Here is a 19,808-nt window from a genome sequence, read left to right as displayed (position 1 = left end):
TGCACATATGATCCGTAACCTGTTGTTTTCTGCCAGTGTCATGGCCTTGGCTGTGACCGGGGCACTGCCCGTTTCAGCGCAGTCCGTATCGGGTGCCTATCTTGCCGGACGACACGCTGCCGCGCGCAGTGATTTTGCAGAAGCCGCTGATTACTATGCACAGGCCCTGGCGCGCGACAGCATGAATAGCGAACTGTTGGAAAGCACGATCCTTGCCTATCTGTCCTTGGGCGATATCGCAAAGGCCGCGCCCCTGGCCAAGGTTCTGGCCGCGAAAAACCAAAGCTCACAGGTTGCCTATCTGGTCTCCACCGCCGATTTGACACAAAAGGGCGACTTTGACGGGCTGCTGGCGCAAAAAGGCGACGAGGCGGGCATCGGCCCTTGGGTCGACGGGTTGGTCAAGGCGTGGTCCTATGTCGGCAAGGGCGACATGACGCAGGCAATCACCGAGTTTGACAAGCTGAGCCAGGAAGCCGGGATGCAGGGGTTTGTGATGTATCACAAGGCGCTGGCGCTGGCATCTGTGGGCGATTTCGAAGGGGCGGAGGACATCTTTGCCTCCAACAAGGCGGGTGCGGCAGGACAGACCCGGCGTGGTGTGATTGCGCGGGCCGAAATTCTGGGCCAACTGGATCGCAAGGATCAGGCGCTTGCCCTGCTCAAGGCCAGTTTCGGTGACAGTACCGACCCCGAACTCGAAGCGCTTGTTCTGGCGCTGACCAACGACGAGCCGATCAAATTCACCCAGATCGCCGATGCCAAAGCCGGAATTGCCGAGGTGTTTTTCACCTTTGCGGCTGTGTTGCGGAGTGAATCTGCGGGCGATTATTATGTGCTGCTGTATTCGCGGATCGCGCGGTATCTGAACCCGAACCACATTGACGCGCTGCTGCTTACGGCTGATCTGCTTGAGGGCCTTGCGCAATATGATCTTGCGATTACCGAGCTGGCAAATGTTCCTGCCAATGATCCGGCCTATCATGCTGCCGAATTGGGCCGCGCTGCGGCTTTGCGCAGGTCTGGCCGACCCGAACAGGCGATCGAGGTTTTGCAGCAATTGACGCGCAGCCATGGTGAATTGCCATCAGTGCATTCCGCGCTTGGCGATGCGCTGCGAGCAGAAGACAAATTCAAGGCGGCGATTGAGTCCTATGACCGTGCGATCGAACTGACGGCCGAAACAAACCCGCAACGCTGGGTGCTTTTCTATGCCCGTGGCATTTCCGAAGAACGCGGCGGCGATCTGGACGAGGCCGAGGCCGATTTTCGCGCAGCGCTGGCGATCAATCCCGACCAGCCACAGGTGTTGAATTATCTGGGATATTCGCTGGTCGAACAGGGGCGCAATCTGGACGAAGCGTTGAACATGATCGAACGTGCCGTAGCGGCAAGCCCCGGTTCGGGCTATATCGTCGATTCCCTCGGTTGGGTGCTCTACCGTCTTGGCCGCTACGAAGAAGCGGTGTCACAGATGGAACGCGCGGTGGAACTGGTTGCTGTTGATCCGGTGGTGAATGATCATCTGGGTGACGTGTATTGGGCGGTTGGCCGAAAGCGTGAGGCCGAATTCCAGTGGCGGCGGGCCTTGTCTTTTGTTGACCCCGAAGATGCCGACAGCGAAGCCGAACCGGACCGGATGCGCCGCAAGCTGGAAGTCGGTCTGGATGTCGTCCTCGAGGAAGAAGGGGCCGATCCGCTGACCAAGGTAATGGCGGATTGATGCGCACGAACCGCGCGGCCCTTGGCCTTGAGTATTCAGAGCCGGCATGGGCCAAGATTAACCTGACATTGCACGTCACGGGGCAACGCGCCGACGGCTATCACCTGCTGGACAGTCTGGTGGTGCGCGCGGCGGTTGGCGATCTGCTGAGCGTTACGCCGTCAGCCGAGTTGGAGCTTTTCATTGACGGCCCCTATGCGGATGCCGCGCCGCTGGATGACCGTAACCTTGTTATCCGGGCAGCGCGGCTGCTGGATGCCGAAGGCACACGCGGGGCGCGGTTGCTTTTGACCAAGGTGCTGCCTGCCGCCGCCGGGATCGGTGGTGGATCGGCTGATGCCGCAACGGCGCTCAAGCTGTTGAGCGGTCATTGGGGGGTGCCTATGCCCGAGGATGTGGCGCGCCTGGGCGCTGACGTGCCCGTTTGCATGCACAATGGCCCGCAACGGATGCGGGGCGTCGGCGAAGACCTGTCGCCAGCCGGGCCCTTGCCGCCCTGCTGGCTGGTGCTGGTAAACCCCAACAAGTCGGTTTCAACGCCAGAGGTGTTCAACCGGTTGGCATCGAAACAGAACGCGCCGATGCCACAGGCCATACCGGATTTCAAAACGCTGCAGGATTTTGTGGCGTGGCTGGCGGTGCAGCGCAATGACCTTGAGGCACCGGCGCTGCAAGTCGTTCCCGAAATCGCGGATTGCCTTGCGGCGCTGGACGATGCGCTGCTGGCGCGCATGTCGGGGTCGGGGGCAACGTGCTTTGGCCTTTACGACAGCGAAGAGGCCGCGAACCATGCCGCGGCACGGATTGACCACGCCCATCCCGGCTGGTGGGTCACCGCCGCAGAGGTTCTTAGCTGATCCGTGCCACCACGTAATCGGCAAGGTTGTGCAGCATTTCACGCAACTCGTGATCGGGCAGGGCATGCAAGGCGGCTTTTGCCTGACCGGCCCATTCCAAGGCATCGGACCTTGTCGCATTCAGCGTGTCATGCTTGTTCAAAAGGGTCAGGGCATGGTCCAGATCGCCGTCTTCCTGACGCCCCTTTTCGATGGTCCGTTTCCAAAAGCCGTGTTCTTCGGCATCTGCTTTTGCGATGGCTTTAATCACCGGCAGCGTTAGTTTTCTTTCGCGGAAATCGTCACCGATGTTTTTGCCCGTAGCGCTTGTATCCCCCTGATAGTCCAGCAGATCATCGACGATCTGGAACGCAATGCCCAAGGCATCCCCATAGTCATAAAGCGCCTTGATCTGTTCGGCAGGGGCACCGGCGATCACGCCGCCAACTTCGGTCGCGGCTGAAAACAAGGCAGCCGTCTTGCCGCGCACGACCTTGAGATAGACAGATTCGTCAGTGGCAAGGTTCTGCGCTGCGGTCAGCTGCAAAACTTCGCCCTCGGCAATAGTTGCCGATGCGTTGGACAGGATCGCCAGCACGCGCATGTTGTTGGTTTCGGTCATCAACTGGAAACTGCGCGCGAACAGATAGTCGCCCACCAGCACCGATGATTTATTGTCCCACAGCAGGTTCGCCGTGGGGCGCCCGCGCCGCTGGCCGCTTTCGTCAACAACATCATCATGCAGCAAAGTGGCGGTGTGAATAAATTCGACCGTCGCGGCAAGGTGGATGTGATAGGGGCCGTCGTAGCCACAAATATGGGCGGCAGCCAGGGTCAGCATCGGGCGCAAACGCTTGCCGCCTGCCTCGACCAGATGGGCGGTCACCTCGGGGATGCGGGGGGCGTGTTCGGATGCCATGCGGTCACGGATCAGGTCATTCACTGCCGTCATGTCAGCGGCCAGATATCTGGCCATACGGTCATGTGGTTTTTGACTTACGTCCATCTTCATCTGCATGACCCCATCTGAAAGGCTCGACAATCTGGTCCGATTGCACTTACATCTCTGTTATGAAGGAACTTTTGCGCACGACTGACCCGACGATCATCGCTTTTGCCAGCGCCCTTCTTCAGGGCGAGGATATAGACTGCTTTCCATTGGACGTAAATATGAGCGTGCTCGAAGGTGGGATCGGTATTTTCCCCCGTCGGTTGATGGTGCACGAAGACAAGCACAGCGCCGCCCTGCGGGTGTTACGCGACAATGACATTCCAACCGGACTGCCAGACTGACCCCGTGAACAGCTTTGCTCCAGATGACCTGACCCATGACGCCTTTCTGGGGGGCAAGCTGCATTTGTGGCAGCCGCGCAAGGGGTATCGGGCGGGTGTTGACCCTGTTTTATTGGCCGCGTCCGTGCCTGCGCAGGCGGGGCAGCGGGTGTTGGAACTGGGTTGCGGCGTTGGGGCTGCATCCTTGTGTCTGGGCGCGCGGGTGCCCGGATTGACCCTGACCGGAGTAGAGCTTCAGCCCGCCTATGCCGAGCTGGCCCGGCGCAACCATTGCGGGTTCGAGGTTGTCGAGGCCGACCTTGCAGAGATGCCAGTGACGCTACGTCAACGTCAATTTGACCATGTGCTGGCCAACCCCCCGTATTTTGACCGTGGCGCTTCGGTTGCCTCGCTGGATAATGCCCGCGAAACGGCCTTGGGGGAACAGACCCCATTGGCGAAATGGGTCGAAATCGCCGCCAAACGTCTGGCCCCGAAAGGGCAGGCGCATTTCATTCACCGTGCAGAACGGCTGCCGGATCTGATCCGCGCCTTGCCCCATGACATGGGCAGCATCGAGGTCTTGCCGATTGCCCCCCGCACGGGCCGCATGGCAGAGTTGATCATCTTGCGGGCGCGCAAAAGCGGGCGTGGGGCGTTTCGCCTTTGTGCGCCGATGATCATGCACGAAGGCGATGCGCATGTGACGGATGGCGACAGTTATGTGGCCGCGATCCGTGCGGTGTTGCGTGACGGTGCCGCGCTTCCGTTTTAGGCATCAACCAGCCGATTGTTCAACTTGTCTGAAGTTTTGCTGCGATGCCGCGTGACAGGTTGAATCTTTCGTGCTTCACTCATGCTACGCAACATTCAAAATAGGAGAGTTAAGTGGCATTTGACGCGCATCTTGAAGCTTTGAAACGGAAACATATGGCGGTGAGCGATGCTGTAGAAGAGGCACAGCGAGCCCCGGGTATCGACGATCTGAAAGTTGCAACGATGAAGAAGGAAAAGCTTCGACTGAAGGAAGAGATTACCAGACTGTCGGATTAACCATTTAACCAGACTTAACGTAACTGGCGCGCGCTGCACATAAAGCGCCGCCAGTGATCAACGCAGCCGCCCAAAACAGAATGGGTTCGGCGGGCGTGACACCAGAAACCACCAGAATAATCGTCGACAGCAAGGGGGCTAGATAAGAACTGGTACCAAGCAATTGGATGTCTCCGCGTTTCACCCCGATATCCCAGACATAGAATGCCAAACCGACAGGGCCAAGGCCCAAGCCCACAATGCTGGCCCATCCCAAGCCTGTCGTGGGCAGGACGGTCTCTTCGAACAGCAGATGCAAGGGCAGGGACAAGGCCGCTGTGCCAAGGCAGAAGACAACAACGCTGGCCGTGGGGGCCGTGCCGATGCGCCGCGACAGCAGCGAATAGGCCGACCAGGTCAGGGCGCAACAGATGGCCAGCAGATAGCCCGGCAGATACTGCGCCTGAAAGCTGCCTGATCCGTTCGAGATGATCAACGCCGCCCCGGCGAATCCTAATACGGCGCCAAAAACATGCCCCTTGCGCAAAATCTCTCCGGGCAGGAGGCCGGAAAATACAACGATCAGCAAAGGCCATAAATACGCGATCAACCCGGCCTCTGCGGCGGGGGCCAGTCGCAGGGCGGAAAAATACAGCGCGTGATACCCGAAAAGCCCTGCAATGCCGAACAGATACACCCGCAGCGGCACGGTCTTCAACGTGCCAAGGGTACCAGTGGCCAAGCACCAGATCAGCCCCAGCACGCCCCCGATCGAAAAACACAGTGTGTTCAGCAAAAGCGGCGGGGTCGGTGCGGTGCCGACGGTGAAAAGCGCCAGCAGCGACCACAGCAAAACCGCAGTAAAACCGATCAGCGTTGCTTGGGGCCGCGTCATGCCGTGGGCCTTGGGATGATCTGGATGGCGTCGGCAAGGGCCGAAGTCTTGTTGATCTCGCGCATGATCCATTCCCTGAAAGCTATGATTTGCGGCCGGTCCTGCGCCGTCTTCGGGCAGAGAAACCAGAATCGCGCCCCTGTGGCAAGTGCGGCATTATAAGGTGCAACCAGCCGCCCTTCGGCCAGATCCTTGATCACCAATGCGCGTCTGCCAAGGACAACACCCACACCCGCCAATGCCGCGTCTGTGGCGTGGTCTGCCTGGGAAAAGCGGGGCCCCTGAACCGCTAGGGCAGGCAGGCCCATAGCGGCAAACCAACTGTTCCAATCCATCGGCGGGTCCAAAAACGCGATTGATTCGTCGATGATCAGCGGCGCGTGTTGCAGGCTGGCGGGCGTGGGGTATCGGGCGGCCAGTTCAGGCGTCATGACCGGCGTCACCCATTCCTCCGCAAGGGGGAGCGCATAAAGGCCGGGATCCACAGATGATCCGAACCGGATCGCGACATCAATATTGTCGCGCGCAAAATCCATCTTTCGCAATGAAGCCGAAAACCGAAGTTCAATTTCCGGGTGCGCTTGGGCGAATTCGAATAGCCTTGGTGCCAGCCACTTGGCTGTAAAAGCGGGCCCCGCTGTCACGGTCAAAGAGTGGTGATCCTGTGTGCGCTGTGCACTGCGCCAGGCGCTGGCCAGTGTCTGAAACCCGTCTGTTGCACCGGGGGCAAGGGCGATGCCTGCCTCGGTCAATTCGACGGCACGGTTCAGGCGGCGGAAAAGTGGCGCACCGAAATGGGCCTCTAGCGACTTGATCTGAAAGCTTAGGGCTGCTGGCGTCACGTTGAGCTCGGCTGCGGCTGCTGCGAAAGACAGGTGCCGTGCCGCGGCTTCGAAGGCGCGCAATGCAGTGAGTGGGGGCAGGCGATCTGTCATATCAGTTAAGTATTTCTTATGTGAAGCGCAGAAAGTCTCGTTTGTTAAGCGGATACCTTTGGGCAATCTTAAGCACAGAACAGAATTGCTTGATAGATTGGATTTGAAGATGATTGAAGCAACAACAAACCGCGCCGCACGAAACGCGATGGAGCAGGCGCATCGGGAGCGGGCCCGGGTAACCTTGGCATTTTGGGGCTGGCTGTTCGGGGTGTCGGATAAGAACCATTCACGCGCGCGGTAATGTCAAAAGGCCAGCGCATCCCTGCGCTGGCCTTTCAAAGCTCAAACTGTGCGTGACGTCAGACGAGGTGCTGAGCGCCGTTCGCCGTAATCGTGGACCCGTTGATAAATCCTGCGTCATCCGCGACCAGAAACAGAACCGCGCGGGCGATTTCTTCTGGTTCGCCCAAACGACCGGCCGGGATCTGCGCAATAATCGACTCGCGTACTTTTTCAGGGACGGCCATGACCATGTCAGTGGCGATATAGCCCGGACAGATTGCGTTGGCTGTGATGTTTGCGCGTGCGCCTTCTTGGGCGAGGGATTTTATGATGCCCAGATCACCGGCCTTGGTCGCGGCATAGTTCACCTGCGCGAATTGCCCCTTTTGACCATTGATCGAGCTGATCACGACAATCCGGCCAAATTTGCGTTCACGCATGCCTGGCCAAATCGGGTGGATGGTGTTGAACACGCCGGTCAGGTTGGTGTTGACCACCTCATGCCATTGATCTGGCGTCATTTTATGAAAAGGTGCGTCACGCGTGATGCCTGCGTTGGCGACGATAACTTCTACAGGGCCAAGATCGGCTTCGACTTTTGCGATGCCCGCTTTGGAGTCGTCGTAATCGGCGACATTCCATTTATATGTCTTGATGCCGGTGCTTTCGGTAAATTTTGCTGCGGCTTCGTCGTTGCCAGCATAGGTGGCGGCGACGGTGTAACCGGCGTCCTTGAGTGCTGTTGAAATGGCGGCACCGATTCCGCGGCTACCTCCGGTCACAAGTGCGACACGTGACATGGTGATCCTCTCCCCTAACGGCAACGTTATTTCATTTTTGATAACGGCTGCGCAATTTTATTACGTCAAAGATTGATAAAACATCATGTGCAGGCTTTGCAACCGTTTTGGCCAAGCTTTTTGCAAATGTTTTCTAAGAGAAGTGCACGGCGCATCAATCTGCGCCGTGCGGGGTCGAGTTAGGGGCGCTCAAGGCACATTGCGACGCCCATGCCGCCGCCGATGCACAAGGTCGCAAGACCCTTTTTCGCGCCACGGCGCTGCATTTCGAACAGAAGGGTGTTCAGGATTCGCGCGCCCGAGGCACCGATCGGGTGACCGATAGCGATCGCACCGCCATTGACGTTCACGATTTCCGGGTCCCAGCCCATCTCTTTGTTAACGGCGCAAGCCTGTGCCGCAAATGCTTCGTTGGCCTCTACAAGGTCGAGGTCTTCGGGCTTCCAGCCGGCTTTTTCCAACGCCTTGCGGGAGGCGTAGATTGGCCCGGCACCCATGATGGTCGGGTCAAGGCCAACTGTTGCGTAGGATGCGATACGTGCCAGTGGCGTGATGCCGCGTTTCTCGGCGTTGTCCGCCGACATCAGCAATGCGCCAGCCGCACCGTCGTTCAGGCCCGAAGCATTCGCTGCAGTGACTGAGCCGTCTTTTGTAAAGGCAGGGCGCAGCTTTTGCATCGCTTCCATGGACGCGCCATGGCGAATGTACTCGTCACTGTCGACGACAGTCTCGCCTTTGCGGGTCTTGATTGTGTAGGCAACAATCTCGTCGGCGAACTTGCCCGCTTTTTGCGCGGCCTCAGCCTTGTTCTGGGAGCGCACCGCGAATTCATCTTGCGCGTCGCGGCTAATCTGCCACTTTTCCGCAACGTTTTCAGCTGTTTGACCCATATGGTAGCCGTTGAATGCATCCCAAAGACCGTCTTTGATCATTGTGTCAATGAACTGAAGGTCGCCCATTTTCTGGCCGGGGCGCAGGTTTTGTGCGTGGGGGCTCAACGACATGTTTTCCTGGCCGCCTGCAGCCACAATATCGGCATCGCCCAGTTGGATGTGCTGTGCGGCCAGTGCGACGGCGCGCAAGCCGGATCCGCAAACTTGGTTGATCGACCAGGCCGCGGATTCAATCGGCAATCCAGCATTTACATGGGCCTGACGTGCGGGGTTTTGTCCCTGTGCAGCTGTCAAAACTTGACCAAGAATGGTTTCAGAAACCTCTGATGCATCAATCCCTGCGCGCGCGACAATCTCTTTCAGAACAGCGGCACCCAAATCGTGGGCAGGTGTATTTGCAAAAGATCCGTTAAAGCTACCCACGGCTGTGCGTGCTGCGGATGCGATGACAACATTCGTCATGTGTATTTCCTCAGGTTATTGACCGATGGGGTTCCCATCGCAACTTCCTTGCGATCCCCTAGCCTTCTGAAAGCCGGATATACCGCATTGCAGCAGACGCGGCAATCTCGACGTAAGGCTTATCCTGTTTTGCGGTTTTCGGGCTTGATGGCCCAATAGGGCCGGGTGGTTGGCGCACTGAATAGATACCCTTGCTGGCAGTCGACGCCCAGCTGGGCCAGAACTGCACAATCATCCATGTTTTCAACCTGTTCCGCGACAGTCACCATGTCGAAGTTTTCGGCAATAGATACCATGACAGTGACAAGCGCGCGGTTTTCAGAGTTCTGTGCAATGTCACGTGTGAACTGCCCGTCAATTTTCAGAATATCGAAGTAGAGGTCCTTGAAAAATCGGATGGCGGCATAGCCAGACCCGAAATTATCCAGTGCAAAACAAACCCCTTTGTCTTGCATGCGCTTCATGAAATCTGACACCAGTTCGGGCATCAGCATGGCCGATTGTTCACTGATTTCGAGGATCAAACGCTCCCCGATCGTTGGTTCCCGTGACAGCCACCTGTTCAACATGGTTGTCCACGCCCTGAAGCCGATTGATCTGGCGGACATGTTGATCGAAATCCGCAATTCCGGGTGGGCCTGCAAGGTGATCATGCCTGCGTCCAAGGATAGCACGTCAATCTGGCGGCCCAGTTGGGTGTTTTCAACGACGGGCATAAAATCCCGCGCAGGTATCACCCGGCCAGTTGGGTCCAAAACACGAATAAGCCCCTCATGAAAGGCGATCTTATGGCTGGCCACATCACGCAAAATTGGTTGATATGCCATTAATGTTTGTTTGTGATCGACGGCGTCTTGGACCATTGCAATGGTCGATTGGTCACGCTGTGTCACGGCATAGTCGAGAGGACTGCCACCCCCGTCGGGAAGGTCGGCGAAACAATGTTTGGACCGCTGATGCACGTGGCAGATTCCTTTTTTCCCGGACTATGCTGCGTTCATGCATGGTGTTTTGATAAGGGCAGGTTAAATGTCGAATGAATATAGATTTGTCATTATAAACGGCACGTTCATTGTAACGGGAATAAAGGAGTGACGATGCAACGTTGTGATTGGGCAGGCCCGGAACAAATTTACCTTGATTATCATGATACTGACTGGGGTGTGCCGGAATACGATAGCCGGGCGTTGTGGGAAAAGCTGGTGCTCGACGGGTTTCAGGCGGGGCTAAGCTGGATCACGATCCTTAAAAAGCGAGAGAACTTTCGCGAGGCCTTTGCGGGGTTTGACCCCGACGTGATCGCCGATTGGGGGGCTGCCGATGTTGAAAAACTGCTGCAAAACCCTGGTATCATCCGCCACCGCGGCAAAATTGAAGCGACGATTACCAACGCGCGTGTCTGGCAAAAAATCGAGGCGCGTGAAGGGTTTGACGCGTATTTGTGGAACTATGTCGGCGGGGCACCCTTGCAGAACCGCTTTGCCAGCCAAGCTCAGGTGCCGCCTTCGACCGCGTTATCAACGCAAATATCCAAAGACCTGAAGAAAGAGGGCTTCAAATTTTGTGGGCCCACCATCGTTTATGCATTTATGGAGGCGGTCGGCATGGTTAACGACCACCTTGTCACCTGCCACCGACACGATGTTGTCGCATCGATGACCAAAGGGTAACAAATGAGTAAAAGCGCGTTACTTCGCCTTTGTGGCCTGTGCAAATGACAAGAGTTTTTTGCTGCTCTCGTCCCACAGGTGAAGGCGCGCGTTTGCAAAGCTTTCCCGAATGGTGAGGGTGTTGATCTGTGCCAAAGCGGTATGATCACGCAAGACTTCGGGAAGACGGTAAAACGGAATGCGGCTGTACAAATGATGCACGTGATGGATTCCGATATTTGCGCTAAGCCATTGTAAAGGTGCAGGAAGTTTATAGTGCGAGCTGCCGTTCAGGGCTGCCTCGTGAATGTCCCAAGTGGGGTCCACGTCCCAAAGGGTCGTTTCAAACTGGTGTTGAACATAGAACAACCACACCCCGGCGGTTGCGGCCAAAAGTGTTGTGGGTAGGAAGATCAGCAGGATCGGCTTGAGCCCGCCAAAGTAAAATACAACGGACAGCGCGATCAGGATTGCGGCATTCGTGCACATGGCACTGACCCAATAGCGGGCTTGTTTGGTTAACCCCATGGGAACCCGCTGCTGGATAAAGAACAAGTAAAGCGGTGCCAGACCGAACAGAACAAGCGGATGCCGATAAAGGCGGTACAGCAGGCGTTTTTTGGGGGTCAGGGCGCGGTATTCGGCCACTGTCAGGGTGTCGATATCGCCTATGCCGCGGCGCGACAAATTGCCCGATGTGCTATGGTGCATCGCATGTGACCGCTTCCAGACATCATAAGGGGTCAATGTCAGGACGCCAAGCACCCGGCCGATCCAGTCACTCAGCGCGCGGTTGGAATAGAACGCATAGTGTCCACAGTCATGCTGAATGGCAAACAAACGCAGCAAAAATGCGGCGTTACAGACCGAAATTACAAGGGTGAGCCAAGGATTGATGGACAATGAAGCCCATGCAAGCGACCACAACGCAATGAACGGCACCACCGTAACGGCGAGCTCAAACGTGCTTCGCAATGCATTGGGATCGCGGTAATTTGACAGCACTTTAATCCAGTCGCGCGCTGGTATTGAGCCCGTAGTTGGCCCAAAGACCTTGGAAGTATCGTTCATGTGCCTGCTTTTCTAGTTTTTACCCGTGGCCTTGATAAACGAATGCGCCGTTTAAACAACGCAAAAAAAATTAACCAGGCAATGATTGCATCCTCTGTTTTTTGCCCAAGTGAGAAAACCGTTCAGCCGGAAGTAGTTAACAGGAACCTGACCGATTTATGACGGTTACTGTGATGACAAAATAGCTACAATAAAATTAACAAGGCCAAAATATCTGCGCACTCCCTCCATTTTCTGCCCATTTTTCTTGTTTTGGTGCAATGGCTGACGTTGGCGCGGCGGCGGCGGCCCGAAGTTGAACACATACCCTCTAAACCGCCAACCAAGCTTTAAATTGCACCGCGGTTGGTTCTTCACCTGATATTAGGACTTCTCGCATTGACTCCGCGGTGAACCCTCGTATAAGCGCGGCTTCATTGGTGTTGGTGGACCCTGCAAAGGGATCCCTGTCGGGCTTTATGCCAGAGGACAACGCCCTTTACCGCCCGCAAGGGCCATATGAAGGAGAACAGCCGTGACCAAACGCACCGCTGCCAAGCACAAAATTGACCGCCGCATGGGCGAAAACATCTGGGGCCGTCCAAAATCCCCGGTAAACCGTCGCGAATATGGCCCCGGCCAGCACGGTCAGCGCCGCAAGGGCAAAATTTCCGACTTCGGTATCCAGCTGCGCGCCAAGCAGAAGCTCAAGGGCTACTACGGCGACCTGACCGAAAAGCAGTTCCGCCGCATTTACGGTGAAGCCGAGCGTGTAAAAGGCGACACAGGTGAAAACCTGATCGGTCTGCTCGAGCGTCGCTTGGACGCGGTTGTGTACCGTGCCAAATTCGTTGCGACCGTTTTCGCTGCGCGCCAGTTCGTGAACCACGGCCACGTCAAAGTGAACGGCAAGAAGGTTAACATTCCTTCCTACCGCGTAAAAGAAGGCGACGTGATCGAAGTACGTGACCGTTCCAAGCAGATGGTTGCATTGCTGGAAGCCACTCAACTGGCCGAGCGTGACGTTCCTGACTACATGGAAGTCGATCACTCCAAAATGACAGCGACATTCGTGCGCACCCCAACATTGGGCGACGTGCCATACCCTGTCGTTATGGAACCGAACCTCGTGGTCGAATTCTACGCGAAGAACTAAGGTTCCTCGCATATCTATTGCCAAGGGGCCGCGCTGGAGAATACCGGCGCGGCCCTTTTCCGTTTGATCAGGGGGCTTGCGTGGGGCATATGCCAAGTGACGCAGGGCCAAGATCACAGGTGGCGCTGATTACGGCACGGGTCTATGGTCCGCCCGACAGGAGATTTTATTGATGACTACCGCAATTCGCCCGCAACCCGGCATCATGGATATCGACCTTTACCAAGGTGGGGCATCCCATGTTGAGGGGCTTGAGAATGTGATCAAGCTTAGCTCGAACGAGAATCCGTTGGGGCCGTCCGACGCTGCAATCAAGGCGTTTCGCGATGCGTCTTACGATTTGCACCGTTACCCGTCATCCGATCACGGCAAGCTGCGCCATGCCATCGCAGATGTGCACGGGCTGGATGCGGATCGCATTATCTGCGGTGCCGGGTCGGACGAGATTATCGCGTTTTTGTGCCAGGCCTATTCGGGCGAGGGCACAGAGGTGCTGCACACCGAACACGGCTTTGGCATGTACCGCATCTCCGCATTGGCAAACGGTGCCACACCGGTTGAGGTCAAGGAAAACGAACGTGTCACCGATGTTGACGCGCTGCTGGCCGGCTGCACCGACAAGACGCGGCTGGTTTTCATTGCCAACCCCAACAACCCGACCGGCACCATGATCGGCCTAAGCGAGATCGAGCGGCTGGCGAATGGGATTCCCAAGGAGGCCATTCTGGTTCTTGACGGGGCCTATGCCGAGTATGTCGAAGGGTATGATGGTGGTGCCGCATTGGTTGATGCGCATGACAACATCATCATGACGCGGACGTTTTCCAAGCTATATGGCTTGGGCGGCTTGCGGGTCGGCTGGGGCTATGGGCCTGCCCATATTATCGAGGTTCTTAACCGCGTGCGGGGGCCATTTAACCTGTCGCAGGCAGGGCTGAACGCCGCCGAAGCTGCCATTAAAGATGTCGCCTATGCCGAACATTGCCGTGTTGAAAACGCGCGTTGGAGAAGCTGGATGGCGGATGCCCTGGCTGAAATCGGGGTGCCGTCTGACGTGTCTTGTGCGAATTTTATTCTGGCGCGCTTCAAGTCACAGACCGAGGCCGAGGCCTGCGATGAATACCTGAAAACCCAAGGGCTGATTGTGCGTCGCGTGGCAGGGTACAAGCTGCCTGCATGTTTGCGGATTACCGTTGGCGACGAAAGCGCGTGCCGCCGTGTGGTTCACGCCATCCGTCAATTTAAGGGCGATTGATATGCCGGTCATTTACGAGAAAGTCGCCCTGATCGGGCTGGGTCTGATCGCGTCGTCGATGTTTTGGGGGATGAAACGCGCGGGGCTTGCCGGGACGGTATCGGGCTTTGCGCGCAGTGCCGAAACCCGCGATACCGCGCGCGAAATCGGCCTGTGTGACGAGGTTTGCGATTCCATTGCCAAGGCTGTCAAAGACGCAGATCTGGTGGTGCTTTGTGTGCCGGTGGGGGTCATGGGGTCGGTCGCGGCGGAGATGGCAGGTTTTCTGAAACCGGGCTGCACGGTCACGGATGTGGGGTCCGTCAAGGCCGATGTGATCGCCCAAGTCGGTCCGCTATTGCCCGACAACGTGCATTTCATTCCGGCCCATCCCCTTGCCGGGACCGAACATTCCGGCCCGCGTAGCGGCTTTGCCGAACTTTTTGACAACCGCTGGTGCCTGCTGGTTCCGGTCCCCGACACGAACGTAAATGCAATCGCCCGCTTGCGAAATCTGTGGGAAGGGCTGGGCGCAAATGTCGAGGAAATGGACGCAGAGCATCATGACCTTGTCCTCGCCGTGACCAGCCATGCGCCGCATTTGATTGCATATACCATGGTGGGCGTTGCCGACGATTTGCGCCGTGTGACGGATAGCGAAGTCATCAAATATTCGGCCGCCGGATTTCGGGATTTCACGCGGATTGCCGCGTCGGACCCGACCATGTGGCGCGATGTGTTCCTGACCAACAAGGACGCGACGCTCGAGATTTTGGGCCGCTTCACCGAAGAGCTGTTTGCCCTTCAACGCGCCATTCGCACGGGGGACGGTGACCATCTACATGCGTATTTCACGCGGACCCGCGCGATCCGGCGCAGCATTATTCAGGCCGGTCAGGATACGGATGCCCCGAACTTTGGGCGTCAACCAGCCAAGAAGTAATCCGGCCCGAACGCGCGTGGTTTTCACCAAAACCGTTTGCATTTTGACGCTGCGCGTTACCGCAAGATGATGCGGGGCGCGCGGCCCAGGGGCAAAAACCCCATCGACATACGGCCGGCCTGAAGGGTGATTGTCAGGTCCAGCCCCGTCGTCTGGCCGTTCATTTGCGCCAACCCTTTTAGCATCTGTTCCGCCTGAGGACGCATGTTCGCGGGCAAATATCCCGCATTTCCAACCATATCCAAGATGGTAGGCCAGTTTTCAGCCTTCACCGTCACGGTCCCGCTGGCCAGTCCTTCTTCGTCTACGGTCAGATTGCCGGTGCCCCGCAACTCAATCTCGCCCCAGATGAATTGCGCAAGCTTGATGTCGATGACCCGGGGTTGGGGACGGCTGCGTTCTAACGCGCGGCGATCCCAGAGGCGGTCAAATGTCACCGTCATATCGGCGGTGAACGTATCGAATGCCACGGGCCAGTCGTCGGAAAGCCCCAGAAAACTGCGGGGCAGCTGACCGGGTACCAGATCGACGGCGTTCACTCTCATGTCATAAACGGGAATGTCCGCGGCCTGCTGCGCCATGTTCAGGTCGATCCCGTTAGCCCCGACAAGGCTGCCGGCTGCCGTATCCACGGACCAGTCCCCGCCCTTTAGGCCAAGGCTTTGCAGCTGCAATGATCTGCCCGGGCGCAGGCGCAAGTCAGCAACGGCGGCGGTCGCGGTCACGCTGGCGCGCAGATTGGGGCTGGCCAGGGTGATCGGTGTTTGGGGCAGTGCGACGGTCACATAACCGGGCCAATAGGTCGGCACCGAAATATCCATCTGATCCATGCCGACAGCAACGCCGGTGGTCGGGTCCGCAACTGCGATATCCTTCATCCGGGTGTGCAAACGCATTGGAAAGCCCATTTTTTCCATGCTGCTCACATCGGCCTGCCAGCCCAGATTGCGGCGGACATCAAGCCAGCGTGCAATCCCGCGCTGCATGCCGGTTGACGCCACGGCCCACCATCCACACCAGATAATGGCAAAAAAAACGACAATTCCGATCAGCTTGCCCATGGCGACAAAAACCTTATTAACATGACAGACAGGCCCGCTTTAACGCTGCGGGAGACAAAGGACCAGAGTGATGGAAATGTGGGTATTCGGCTATGGCAGTTTGCTGTGGAAACCGGGATTTGACGTGGCGGAAAGCGTCGTTGGGCGCTTGCCGGGCTATGCCCGTTCGTTTTGTATGCGGTCGATCCATCATCGCGGGACGGTCGACCAGCCGGGGCTGGTGCTGGCGCTGGATGCGGTGACCGGGACAGCCTGTGACGGAATGGCCTTGCGTGTGGTGCCTGGCCAAGAAGAACAGACCCTTGAATATCTGCGCGAGCGCGAACTGATTTCCTCGGCTTATGTGGAGCGAAATCTGGACGTTCAACTGACAGACGGGCGCGTGATCACGGCGTTGGTCTATGTGATTGATGCGGATCATGATCAGTATTGCGGTGGCCTGGCCCTGGAAGAGCAGGCGCAAATTATTGCAAATGCTGTCGGTGGTATGGGGCCGAATACTGAATATCTGTTTAACACCGCCAGCCATCTGACCCAAATCGGGCTGCATGACCCTGCGCTTGAATGGCTGCACGACCGGGTAAAGATGCTTTGCGCATAAATCCTTGGCATAAATGCGGGACTTGAGTGTAAGGTGCCACGATAGAAGCACAAAAGTGTCAGGATCGACGAGGCATGGCGCAGTCAGACCGCTCATCTAAACCCCAGTTTTCCCAGCCGGTACGGCAGATTACCTTGATGCTGATCGCCCTTGGGCTGACCGGTATTGGTGCCTTTTTGGCGCTGCCCAGCGTTTTGCCGATTTTTGCGGCGAACCCCTATCTGAACGGCGTGATCATCGCCGTTTTCTTTATCGGTGTGATCGCCTGTTTCTATCAGGTGCTGCAATTGATCGGGTCGGTGCGCTGGATCGAAAACTTTGCGTCAGATGCGCCTGATCCCGAAACCGTTGCCCCGCAATTACTGGCCCCGCTGGCATCACTGCTGCGGACACGCGGCGCGCGGATGCAGGTGAATGCATCATCAACCCGGTCCATTCTGGATTCGGTCGCCACACGCATCGACGAGGCGCGGGAAATTACGCGATATATCGTTAACATGTTGATATTCCTTGGACTTTTGGGGACGTTCTATGGGTTGGCGACAACCGTACCCGCGGTGGTCGAAACCATTCGCAGCCTTGCCCCACAAGAAGGCGACGGCAGCACCGACATGTTTGCACGGCTGATGACGGGCCTTGAATCCCAGCTTGGCGGGATGGGCGTGGCGTTTGGATCATCCTTGCTTGGCCTGGCCGGATCGCTGGTCGTGGGCCTGTTGGAACTTTTCGCGGGCCATGGTCAAAACCGCTTTTACCAGGAACTCGAAGACTGGCTGAGTTCGATCACCCGCATCGGATTTTCCGCCGGAGAAGAAGGCACACCGGATCACAGTGCCGTGGCGGGCGTGCTGGATCACATCACCGAACAAATGGACAGCTTCAGGCAGTTGATCGGCGACTCCACGGAAAGCCAGACCGCCTTGAATACGCGGCTTGGAACACTTGCCACTGCGATCGAGGCTTTGACCGAACGCAGCGCGCAGGGGGATGCGTCAAACGACAGTCTGGACCGGATCGCAAAAGGCCAGGAACGCATGATCGCGGTGCTTGAAGGCCAGGAAACCGACGACCACGTCGATGCCGAAAGCCGGATGCGTCTGCGGTCCATTGATGTGCAGATGCTGCGGATTTTGGAAGAAATCTCGGCGGGCCGCCAAGAGACCATGGCCGAATTGCGCAAGGATATTTCATTGTTGGCCAAGGCATTATCGGCACCGCGTTCATCAGAGCCACGACGGATGCGCAGCCCTGACAAGCCAGAGCCCGAGGGCCACTAGTCATGGCGCTTTCCCGACGCTCAGGATCACGGTTTCAATCTTCCATCTGGCCCGGTTTTGTCGATGCGATGACCGGGCTTTTGTTGGTGCTGATGTTTGTTTTGACCATTTTTATGGTCCTGCAAGCTGTCCAAACCCAGCAAATCAGCGGGCAGGAAGACGAACTGAATTCCCTGTCGGGCGAGGTCGCGGCCTTGGCGCAAGCCCTTGGGATGGAACGGCAAACCAGCGCTGAACTTGAGGCGCAGGTCGGGGCATTGAATGTATCTCTCACCTCGGCGCGCGATCAGGCGGCGGAGCAAGCGGCGCTCATTGCATCGCTCACTTCGGTAAGCGCAGCGCAGGCCGAGCAACTTGAGAACGCGAAGGCAACGATCACGGATTTCGAAGCGCAAGTCGCGACCTTGTTGTCGCAGCGCGAAGACGCCCAAGCGCGGATCACGTCGCTTGAGGGGGAGCAGGCCGATTTGCTGACGGCGCAGGAGGCGCTAAATCTGGCCTTGGCGCAGGCCAGATCAGAGACGGATGCACAGGCCGAAGCGGCACGGCTTGCGGCCGCGCGGCGGGATGCCTTGGATGCGCTGGTCGCCGATCTACGCGCACGAAACGCCGATGCACAGTCCCAACTGACCGCCGCACAGCTTGCCGCTGAAACAGCGCGATCCCAAGCCGAAGCGGACCGTCTGGCGAATGAAGCGACGTTATCGCAGGTCGAAGCGGACCGGTTGGCCAAGGCTGCCGCGCTGACACAGGCCGAGGCAGACCGTCTTGCCGAAGCCGCAGCAGCCGAATTGCTGCGCGCAAGGTTGCAGGATGCCGATGCGGAACTGACCGCAATGACCCTCGCGCTTGAGGCGCAGCGCAAAGATGCCGAAGACACATTAACCCTGTTGGCCGCCGCGCGCGCAGCCCAAGCAGAGCTGGACGCCAAACTGGGTGCATCCGAAGCGGCGCGGTTAGCCGCGTTGGCGCAGGCAGACAAACAGATGACCGATGCGGAAAAGCAGGCAGCGCTTTTGGCGATGGCGCAATCTGCCTTGGCCGGAGAAGAGAAAATCAGCGCCGAAGCACAACGCCAGACCGAGTTGCTGAACCAGCAAGTCGCATCCCTGCGCGGGCAATTGGGCGAATTGCAGTCATTGCTGGACGACGCTGTAGCGCGCGATGCCGCGACGCAAGTGCAATTGCAATCGCTCGGGTCTGATCTGAACACGGCGCTGGCCCGCGTCGCTGCCGAGGAACGCCGCCGCGCCGAGTTGGAAGCGGCAGAGCGCAAACGTCTTGAGGCTGAAACGAAAAATCTTGAGCAATACCGGTCTGAGTTCTTTGGCCGGTTGCGCGATTTGTTAGGCAATCAGCCGGGCGTCAGGATCGAAGGCGACCGTTTCGTCTTTTCGTCCGAGGTCTTGTTCCCCCCCGGTGCCGCGACTTTATCGGAAGACGGGCGTGGCGAAATTGCCAAGGTTGCCAGCATCTTGCGTAACGTTGCCACTGAAATACCGCCGGAAATCGACTGGGTTATCCGGGTGGACGGGCATACGGATAACCAGCCTTTGTCGGGCCAAGGGCAGTTCGAGGATAACTGGGAGCTGAGCCAGGCACGCGCCTTGTCGGTGGTCAAATATATGATCAATTTTCTGGGAATCGCGCCTGACCGTCTGGCCGCAAACGGCTTTGGCCAATACCAGCCCGTGGCCAGCGGAAATAGCGAAGAAGCGCGTGCCCAGAACCGCCGGATCGAATTGAAATTTACGGAAAAATAAC

At 57.5% G+C, this 19,808-nt stretch carries 21 protein-coding genes; 13 read left to right on the top strand and 8 right to left on the bottom strand.

Features of this window, described 5'->3' with window-relative positions; translation table 11 throughout:
* The first annotated feature begins 7 nt into the window (after positions 1–7).
* Together ACSQ13_RS11195 and ACSQ13_RS11190 are read left to right on the top strand one after the other, a co-directional pair.
* Complete coding sequence (locus ACSQ13_RS11195; RefSeq protein WP_295509790.1) at positions 8–1,723, top strand: tetratricopeptide repeat protein; 1,716 nt, start codon at positions 8–10, stop codon at positions 1,721–1,723.
* Complete coding sequence (locus ACSQ13_RS11190; RefSeq protein ID WP_295509787.1) at positions 1,723–2,580, top strand: 4-(cytidine 5'-diphospho)-2-C-methyl-D-erythritol kinase; 858 nt, start codon at positions 1,723–1,725, stop codon at positions 2,578–2,580. Before ACSQ13_RS11195 ends, ACSQ13_RS11190 begins: the two co-directional genes overlap by 1 nt.
* Here ACSQ13_RS11190 and ACSQ13_RS11185 read toward each other — a convergent pair.
* Positions 2,573–3,571 (bottom strand): polyprenyl synthetase family protein, encoded by a 999-nt coding sequence (locus tag ACSQ13_RS11185; protein WP_295509785.1) that lies wholly within the window; start codon positions 3,569–3,571, stop codon positions 2,573–2,575. The genes ACSQ13_RS11190 and ACSQ13_RS11185 overlap by 8 nt on opposite strands.
* A 59-nt stretch (positions 3,572–3,630) precedes the next feature.
* Here ACSQ13_RS11185 and ACSQ13_RS11180 point away from each other — a divergent pair, with 59 nt between their 5' ends.
* The 3 genes from ACSQ13_RS11180 to ACSQ13_RS11170 all read left to right on the top strand — a co-directional run bounded on the left by ACSQ13_RS11180 (position 3,631) and on the right by ACSQ13_RS11170 (position 4,884).
* Positions 3,631–3,852 (top strand): putative signal transducing protein, encoded by a 222-nt coding sequence (locus tag ACSQ13_RS11180; RefSeq protein WP_093916049.1) that lies wholly within the window; start codon positions 3,631–3,633, stop codon positions 3,850–3,852.
* 4 nt (positions 3,853–3,856) lie between these two features.
* Complete coding sequence (locus ACSQ13_RS11175) at positions 3,857–4,606, top strand: tRNA1(Val) (adenine(37)-N6)-methyltransferase (RefSeq protein ID WP_176250822.1); 750 nt, start codon at positions 3,857–3,859, stop codon at positions 4,604–4,606.
* A 113-nt stretch (positions 4,607–4,719) separates the two neighbouring features.
* Positions 4,720–4,884 carry a YdcH family protein gene (locus ACSQ13_RS11170; protein ID WP_176250555.1) on the top strand — a complete coding sequence of 55 codons (165 nt, stop codon included), beginning with the start codon at positions 4,720–4,722 and terminating at the stop codon, positions 4,882–4,884.
* Between the two features lie 4 nt (positions 4,885–4,888).
* Here ACSQ13_RS11170 and yddG read toward each other — a convergent pair whose 3' ends face one another.
* Positions 4,889–5,758 (bottom strand): aromatic amino acid exporter YddG, encoded by an 870-nt coding sequence (gene yddG, locus ACSQ13_RS11165; RefSeq protein ID WP_295509781.1) that lies wholly within the window; start codon positions 5,756–5,758, stop codon positions 4,889–4,891.
* Entirely contained in the window at positions 5,755–6,693 is a 939-nt protein-coding gene (locus ACSQ13_RS11160) for a transcriptional regulator GcvA (RefSeq protein WP_176250553.1), read from the bottom strand. Before ACSQ13_RS11160 ends, yddG begins: the two co-directional genes overlap by 4 nt.
* Before the next feature lie 109 nt (positions 6,694–6,802).
* Here ACSQ13_RS11160 and ACSQ13_RS11155 point away from each other — a divergent pair, with 109 nt between their 5' ends.
* Positions 6,803–6,937 carry a hypothetical protein gene (locus ACSQ13_RS11155; RefSeq protein ID WP_255200208.1) on the top strand — a complete coding sequence of 45 codons (135 nt, stop codon included), beginning with the start codon at positions 6,803–6,805 and terminating at the stop codon, positions 6,935–6,937.
* Between the two features lie 58 nt (positions 6,938–6,995).
* Here the strand turns inward: ACSQ13_RS11155 and phbB are convergent, their stop codons facing one another.
* The 3 genes from phbB to ACSQ13_RS11140 form a co-directional block, all read right to left on the bottom strand.
* Positions 6,996–7,718 carry an acetoacetyl-CoA reductase gene (gene phbB, locus ACSQ13_RS11150; protein WP_176250552.1) on the bottom strand — a complete coding sequence of 241 codons (723 nt, stop codon included), beginning with the start codon at positions 7,716–7,718 and terminating at the stop codon, positions 6,996–6,998.
* A gap of 179 nt (positions 7,719–7,897) precedes the next feature.
* A complete protein-coding gene (locus ACSQ13_RS11145; protein ID WP_176250551.1) occupies positions 7,898–9,073 on the bottom strand; it encodes an acetyl-CoA C-acetyltransferase in 1,176 nt (391 codons plus the stop codon).
* 119 nt (positions 9,074–9,192) lie between these two features.
* Complete coding sequence (locus ACSQ13_RS11140; RefSeq protein WP_255200207.1) at positions 9,193–10,035, bottom strand: EAL domain-containing protein; 843 nt, start codon at positions 10,033–10,035, stop codon at positions 9,193–9,195.
* Positions 10,036–10,170: 135 nt separating this feature from the next.
* On the opposite strand from ACSQ13_RS11140, the gene ACSQ13_RS11135 reads away from it, so the two are divergent.
* Positions 10,171–10,743 carry a DNA-3-methyladenine glycosylase I gene (locus ACSQ13_RS11135; protein ID WP_176250550.1) on the top strand — a complete coding sequence of 191 codons (573 nt, stop codon included), beginning with the start codon at positions 10,171–10,173 and terminating at the stop codon, positions 10,741–10,743.
* Between the two features lie 18 nt (positions 10,744–10,761).
* Here ACSQ13_RS11135 and ACSQ13_RS11130 read toward each other — a convergent pair whose 3' ends face one another.
* Entirely contained in the window at positions 10,762–11,793 is a 1,032-nt protein-coding gene (locus ACSQ13_RS11130; protein ID WP_176250549.1) for a fatty acid desaturase, read from the bottom strand.
* Positions 11,794–12,307: 514 nt separating this feature from the next.
* On the opposite strand from ACSQ13_RS11130, the gene rpsD reads away from it, so the two are divergent.
* The 3 genes from rpsD to ACSQ13_RS11115 all read left to right on the top strand — a co-directional run bounded on the left by rpsD (position 12,308) and on the right by ACSQ13_RS11115 (position 15,105).
* On the top strand, positions 12,308–12,928 hold the full coding sequence (gene rpsD, locus ACSQ13_RS11125) for a 30S ribosomal protein S4 (RefSeq protein ID WP_176250548.1): 621 nt from the start codon (positions 12,308–12,310) through the stop codon (positions 12,926–12,928).
* Between the two features lie 172 nt (positions 12,929–13,100).
* Positions 13,101–14,183, top strand: coding sequence for a histidinol-phosphate transaminase (hisC, locus tag ACSQ13_RS11120; protein ID WP_176250547.1), 1,083 nt, complete (start codon positions 13,101–13,103; stop codon positions 14,181–14,183).
* A gap of 1 nt (position 14,184) precedes the next feature.
* Positions 14,185–15,105, top strand: coding sequence for a prephenate/arogenate dehydrogenase family protein (locus ACSQ13_RS11115; protein ID WP_176250546.1), 921 nt, complete (start codon positions 14,185–14,187; stop codon positions 15,103–15,105).
* A gap of 56 nt (positions 15,106–15,161) precedes the next feature.
* Here the strand turns inward: ACSQ13_RS11115 and ACSQ13_RS11110 are convergent, their stop codons facing one another.
* On the bottom strand, positions 15,162–16,166 hold the full coding sequence (locus tag ACSQ13_RS11110) for a DUF2125 domain-containing protein (protein ID WP_176250545.1): 1,005 nt from the start codon (positions 16,164–16,166) through the stop codon (positions 15,162–15,164).
* A 70-nt stretch (positions 16,167–16,236) separates the two neighbouring features.
* Here ACSQ13_RS11110 and ACSQ13_RS11105 point away from each other — a divergent pair, with 70 nt between their 5' ends.
* The 3 genes from ACSQ13_RS11105 to ACSQ13_RS11095 all read left to right on the top strand — a co-directional run bounded on the left by ACSQ13_RS11105 (position 16,237) and on the right by ACSQ13_RS11095 (position 19,807).
* A complete protein-coding gene (locus ACSQ13_RS11105) occupies positions 16,237–16,767 on the top strand; it encodes a gamma-glutamylcyclotransferase (protein WP_176250544.1) in 531 nt (176 codons plus the stop codon).
* A gap of 74 nt (positions 16,768–16,841) precedes the next feature.
* Positions 16,842–18,044: a biopolymer transporter ExbB gene (locus tag ACSQ13_RS11100; protein WP_295509770.1), complete on the top strand. Its 1,203-nt coding sequence runs from the start codon at positions 16,842–16,844 to the stop codon at positions 18,042–18,044.
* Between the two features lie 2 nt (positions 18,045–18,046).
* Positions 18,047–19,807 (top strand): peptidoglycan -binding protein, encoded by a 1,761-nt coding sequence (locus tag ACSQ13_RS11095; RefSeq protein WP_295509768.1) that lies wholly within the window; start codon positions 18,047–18,049, stop codon positions 19,805–19,807.
* The last annotated feature ends 1 nt before the right edge of the window (position 19,808 follow it).

The sequence above is a fragment of the Sulfitobacter sp. SH22 genome, assembly GCF_965641905.1.
Classification (GTDB): Bacteria; Pseudomonadota; Alphaproteobacteria; order Rhodobacterales; family Rhodobacteraceae; genus Sulfitobacter.
The sequence above is the reverse complement of the archived record's forward strand: the minus strand, read 5'-3'. Positions and strand labels throughout refer to the sequence as shown.

Excerpts from the sequence above, each read along its gene's own strand:
- ACSQ13_RS11195 (WP_295509790.1), top strand. The coding sequence starts at position 8 with ATGATCCGTAACCTGTTGTTTTCTGCCAGTGTCATGGCCTTGGCTGTG.
- ACSQ13_RS11190 (WP_295509787.1), top strand. The coding sequence starts at position 1,723 with ATGCGCACGAACCGCGCGGCCCTTGGCCTTGAGTATTCAGAGCCGGCA.
- ACSQ13_RS11185 (WP_295509785.1), bottom strand. The coding sequence starts at position 3,571 with ATGAAGATGGACGTAAGTCAAAAACCACATGACCGTATGGCCAGATAT.
- ACSQ13_RS11180 (WP_093916049.1), top strand. The coding sequence starts at position 3,631 with ATGAAGGAACTTTTGCGCACGACTGACCCGACGATCATCGCTTTTGCC.
- yddG (WP_295509781.1), bottom strand. The coding sequence starts at position 5,758 with ATGACGCGGCCCCAAGCAACGCTGATCGGTTTTACTGCGGTTTTGCTG.
- ACSQ13_RS11160 (WP_176250553.1), bottom strand. The coding sequence starts at position 6,693 with ATGACAGATCGCCTGCCCCCACTCACTGCATTGCGCGCCTTCGAAGCC.
- ACSQ13_RS11155 (WP_255200208.1), top strand. The coding sequence starts at position 6,803 with ATGATTGAAGCAACAACAAACCGCGCCGCACGAAACGCGATGGAGCAG.
- phbB (WP_176250552.1), bottom strand. The coding sequence starts at position 7,718 with ATGTCACGTGTCGCACTTGTGACCGGAGGTAGCCGCGGAATCGGTGCC.
- ACSQ13_RS11145 (WP_176250551.1), bottom strand. The coding sequence starts at position 9,073 with ATGACGAATGTTGTCATCGCATCCGCAGCACGCACAGCCGTGGGTAGC.
- ACSQ13_RS11135 (WP_176250550.1), top strand. The coding sequence starts at position 10,171 with ATGCAACGTTGTGATTGGGCAGGCCCGGAACAAATTTACCTTGATTAT.
- ACSQ13_RS11130 (WP_176250549.1), bottom strand. The coding sequence starts at position 11,793 with ATGAACGATACTTCCAAGGTCTTTGGGCCAACTACGGGCTCAATACCA.
- hisC (WP_176250547.1), top strand. The coding sequence starts at position 13,101 with ATGACTACCGCAATTCGCCCGCAACCCGGCATCATGGATATCGACCTT.
- ACSQ13_RS11115 (WP_176250546.1), top strand. The coding sequence starts at position 14,185 with ATGCCGGTCATTTACGAGAAAGTCGCCCTGATCGGGCTGGGTCTGATC.
- ACSQ13_RS11110 (WP_176250545.1), bottom strand. The coding sequence starts at position 16,166 with ATGGGCAAGCTGATCGGAATTGTCGTTTTTTTTGCCATTATCTGGTGT.
- ACSQ13_RS11105 (WP_176250544.1), top strand. The coding sequence starts at position 16,237 with ATGGAAATGTGGGTATTCGGCTATGGCAGTTTGCTGTGGAAACCGGGA.
- ACSQ13_RS11100 (WP_295509770.1), top strand. The coding sequence starts at position 16,842 with ATGGCGCAGTCAGACCGCTCATCTAAACCCCAGTTTTCCCAGCCGGTA.
- ACSQ13_RS11095 (WP_295509768.1), top strand. The coding sequence starts at position 18,047 with ATGGCGCTTTCCCGACGCTCAGGATCACGGTTTCAATCTTCCATCTGG.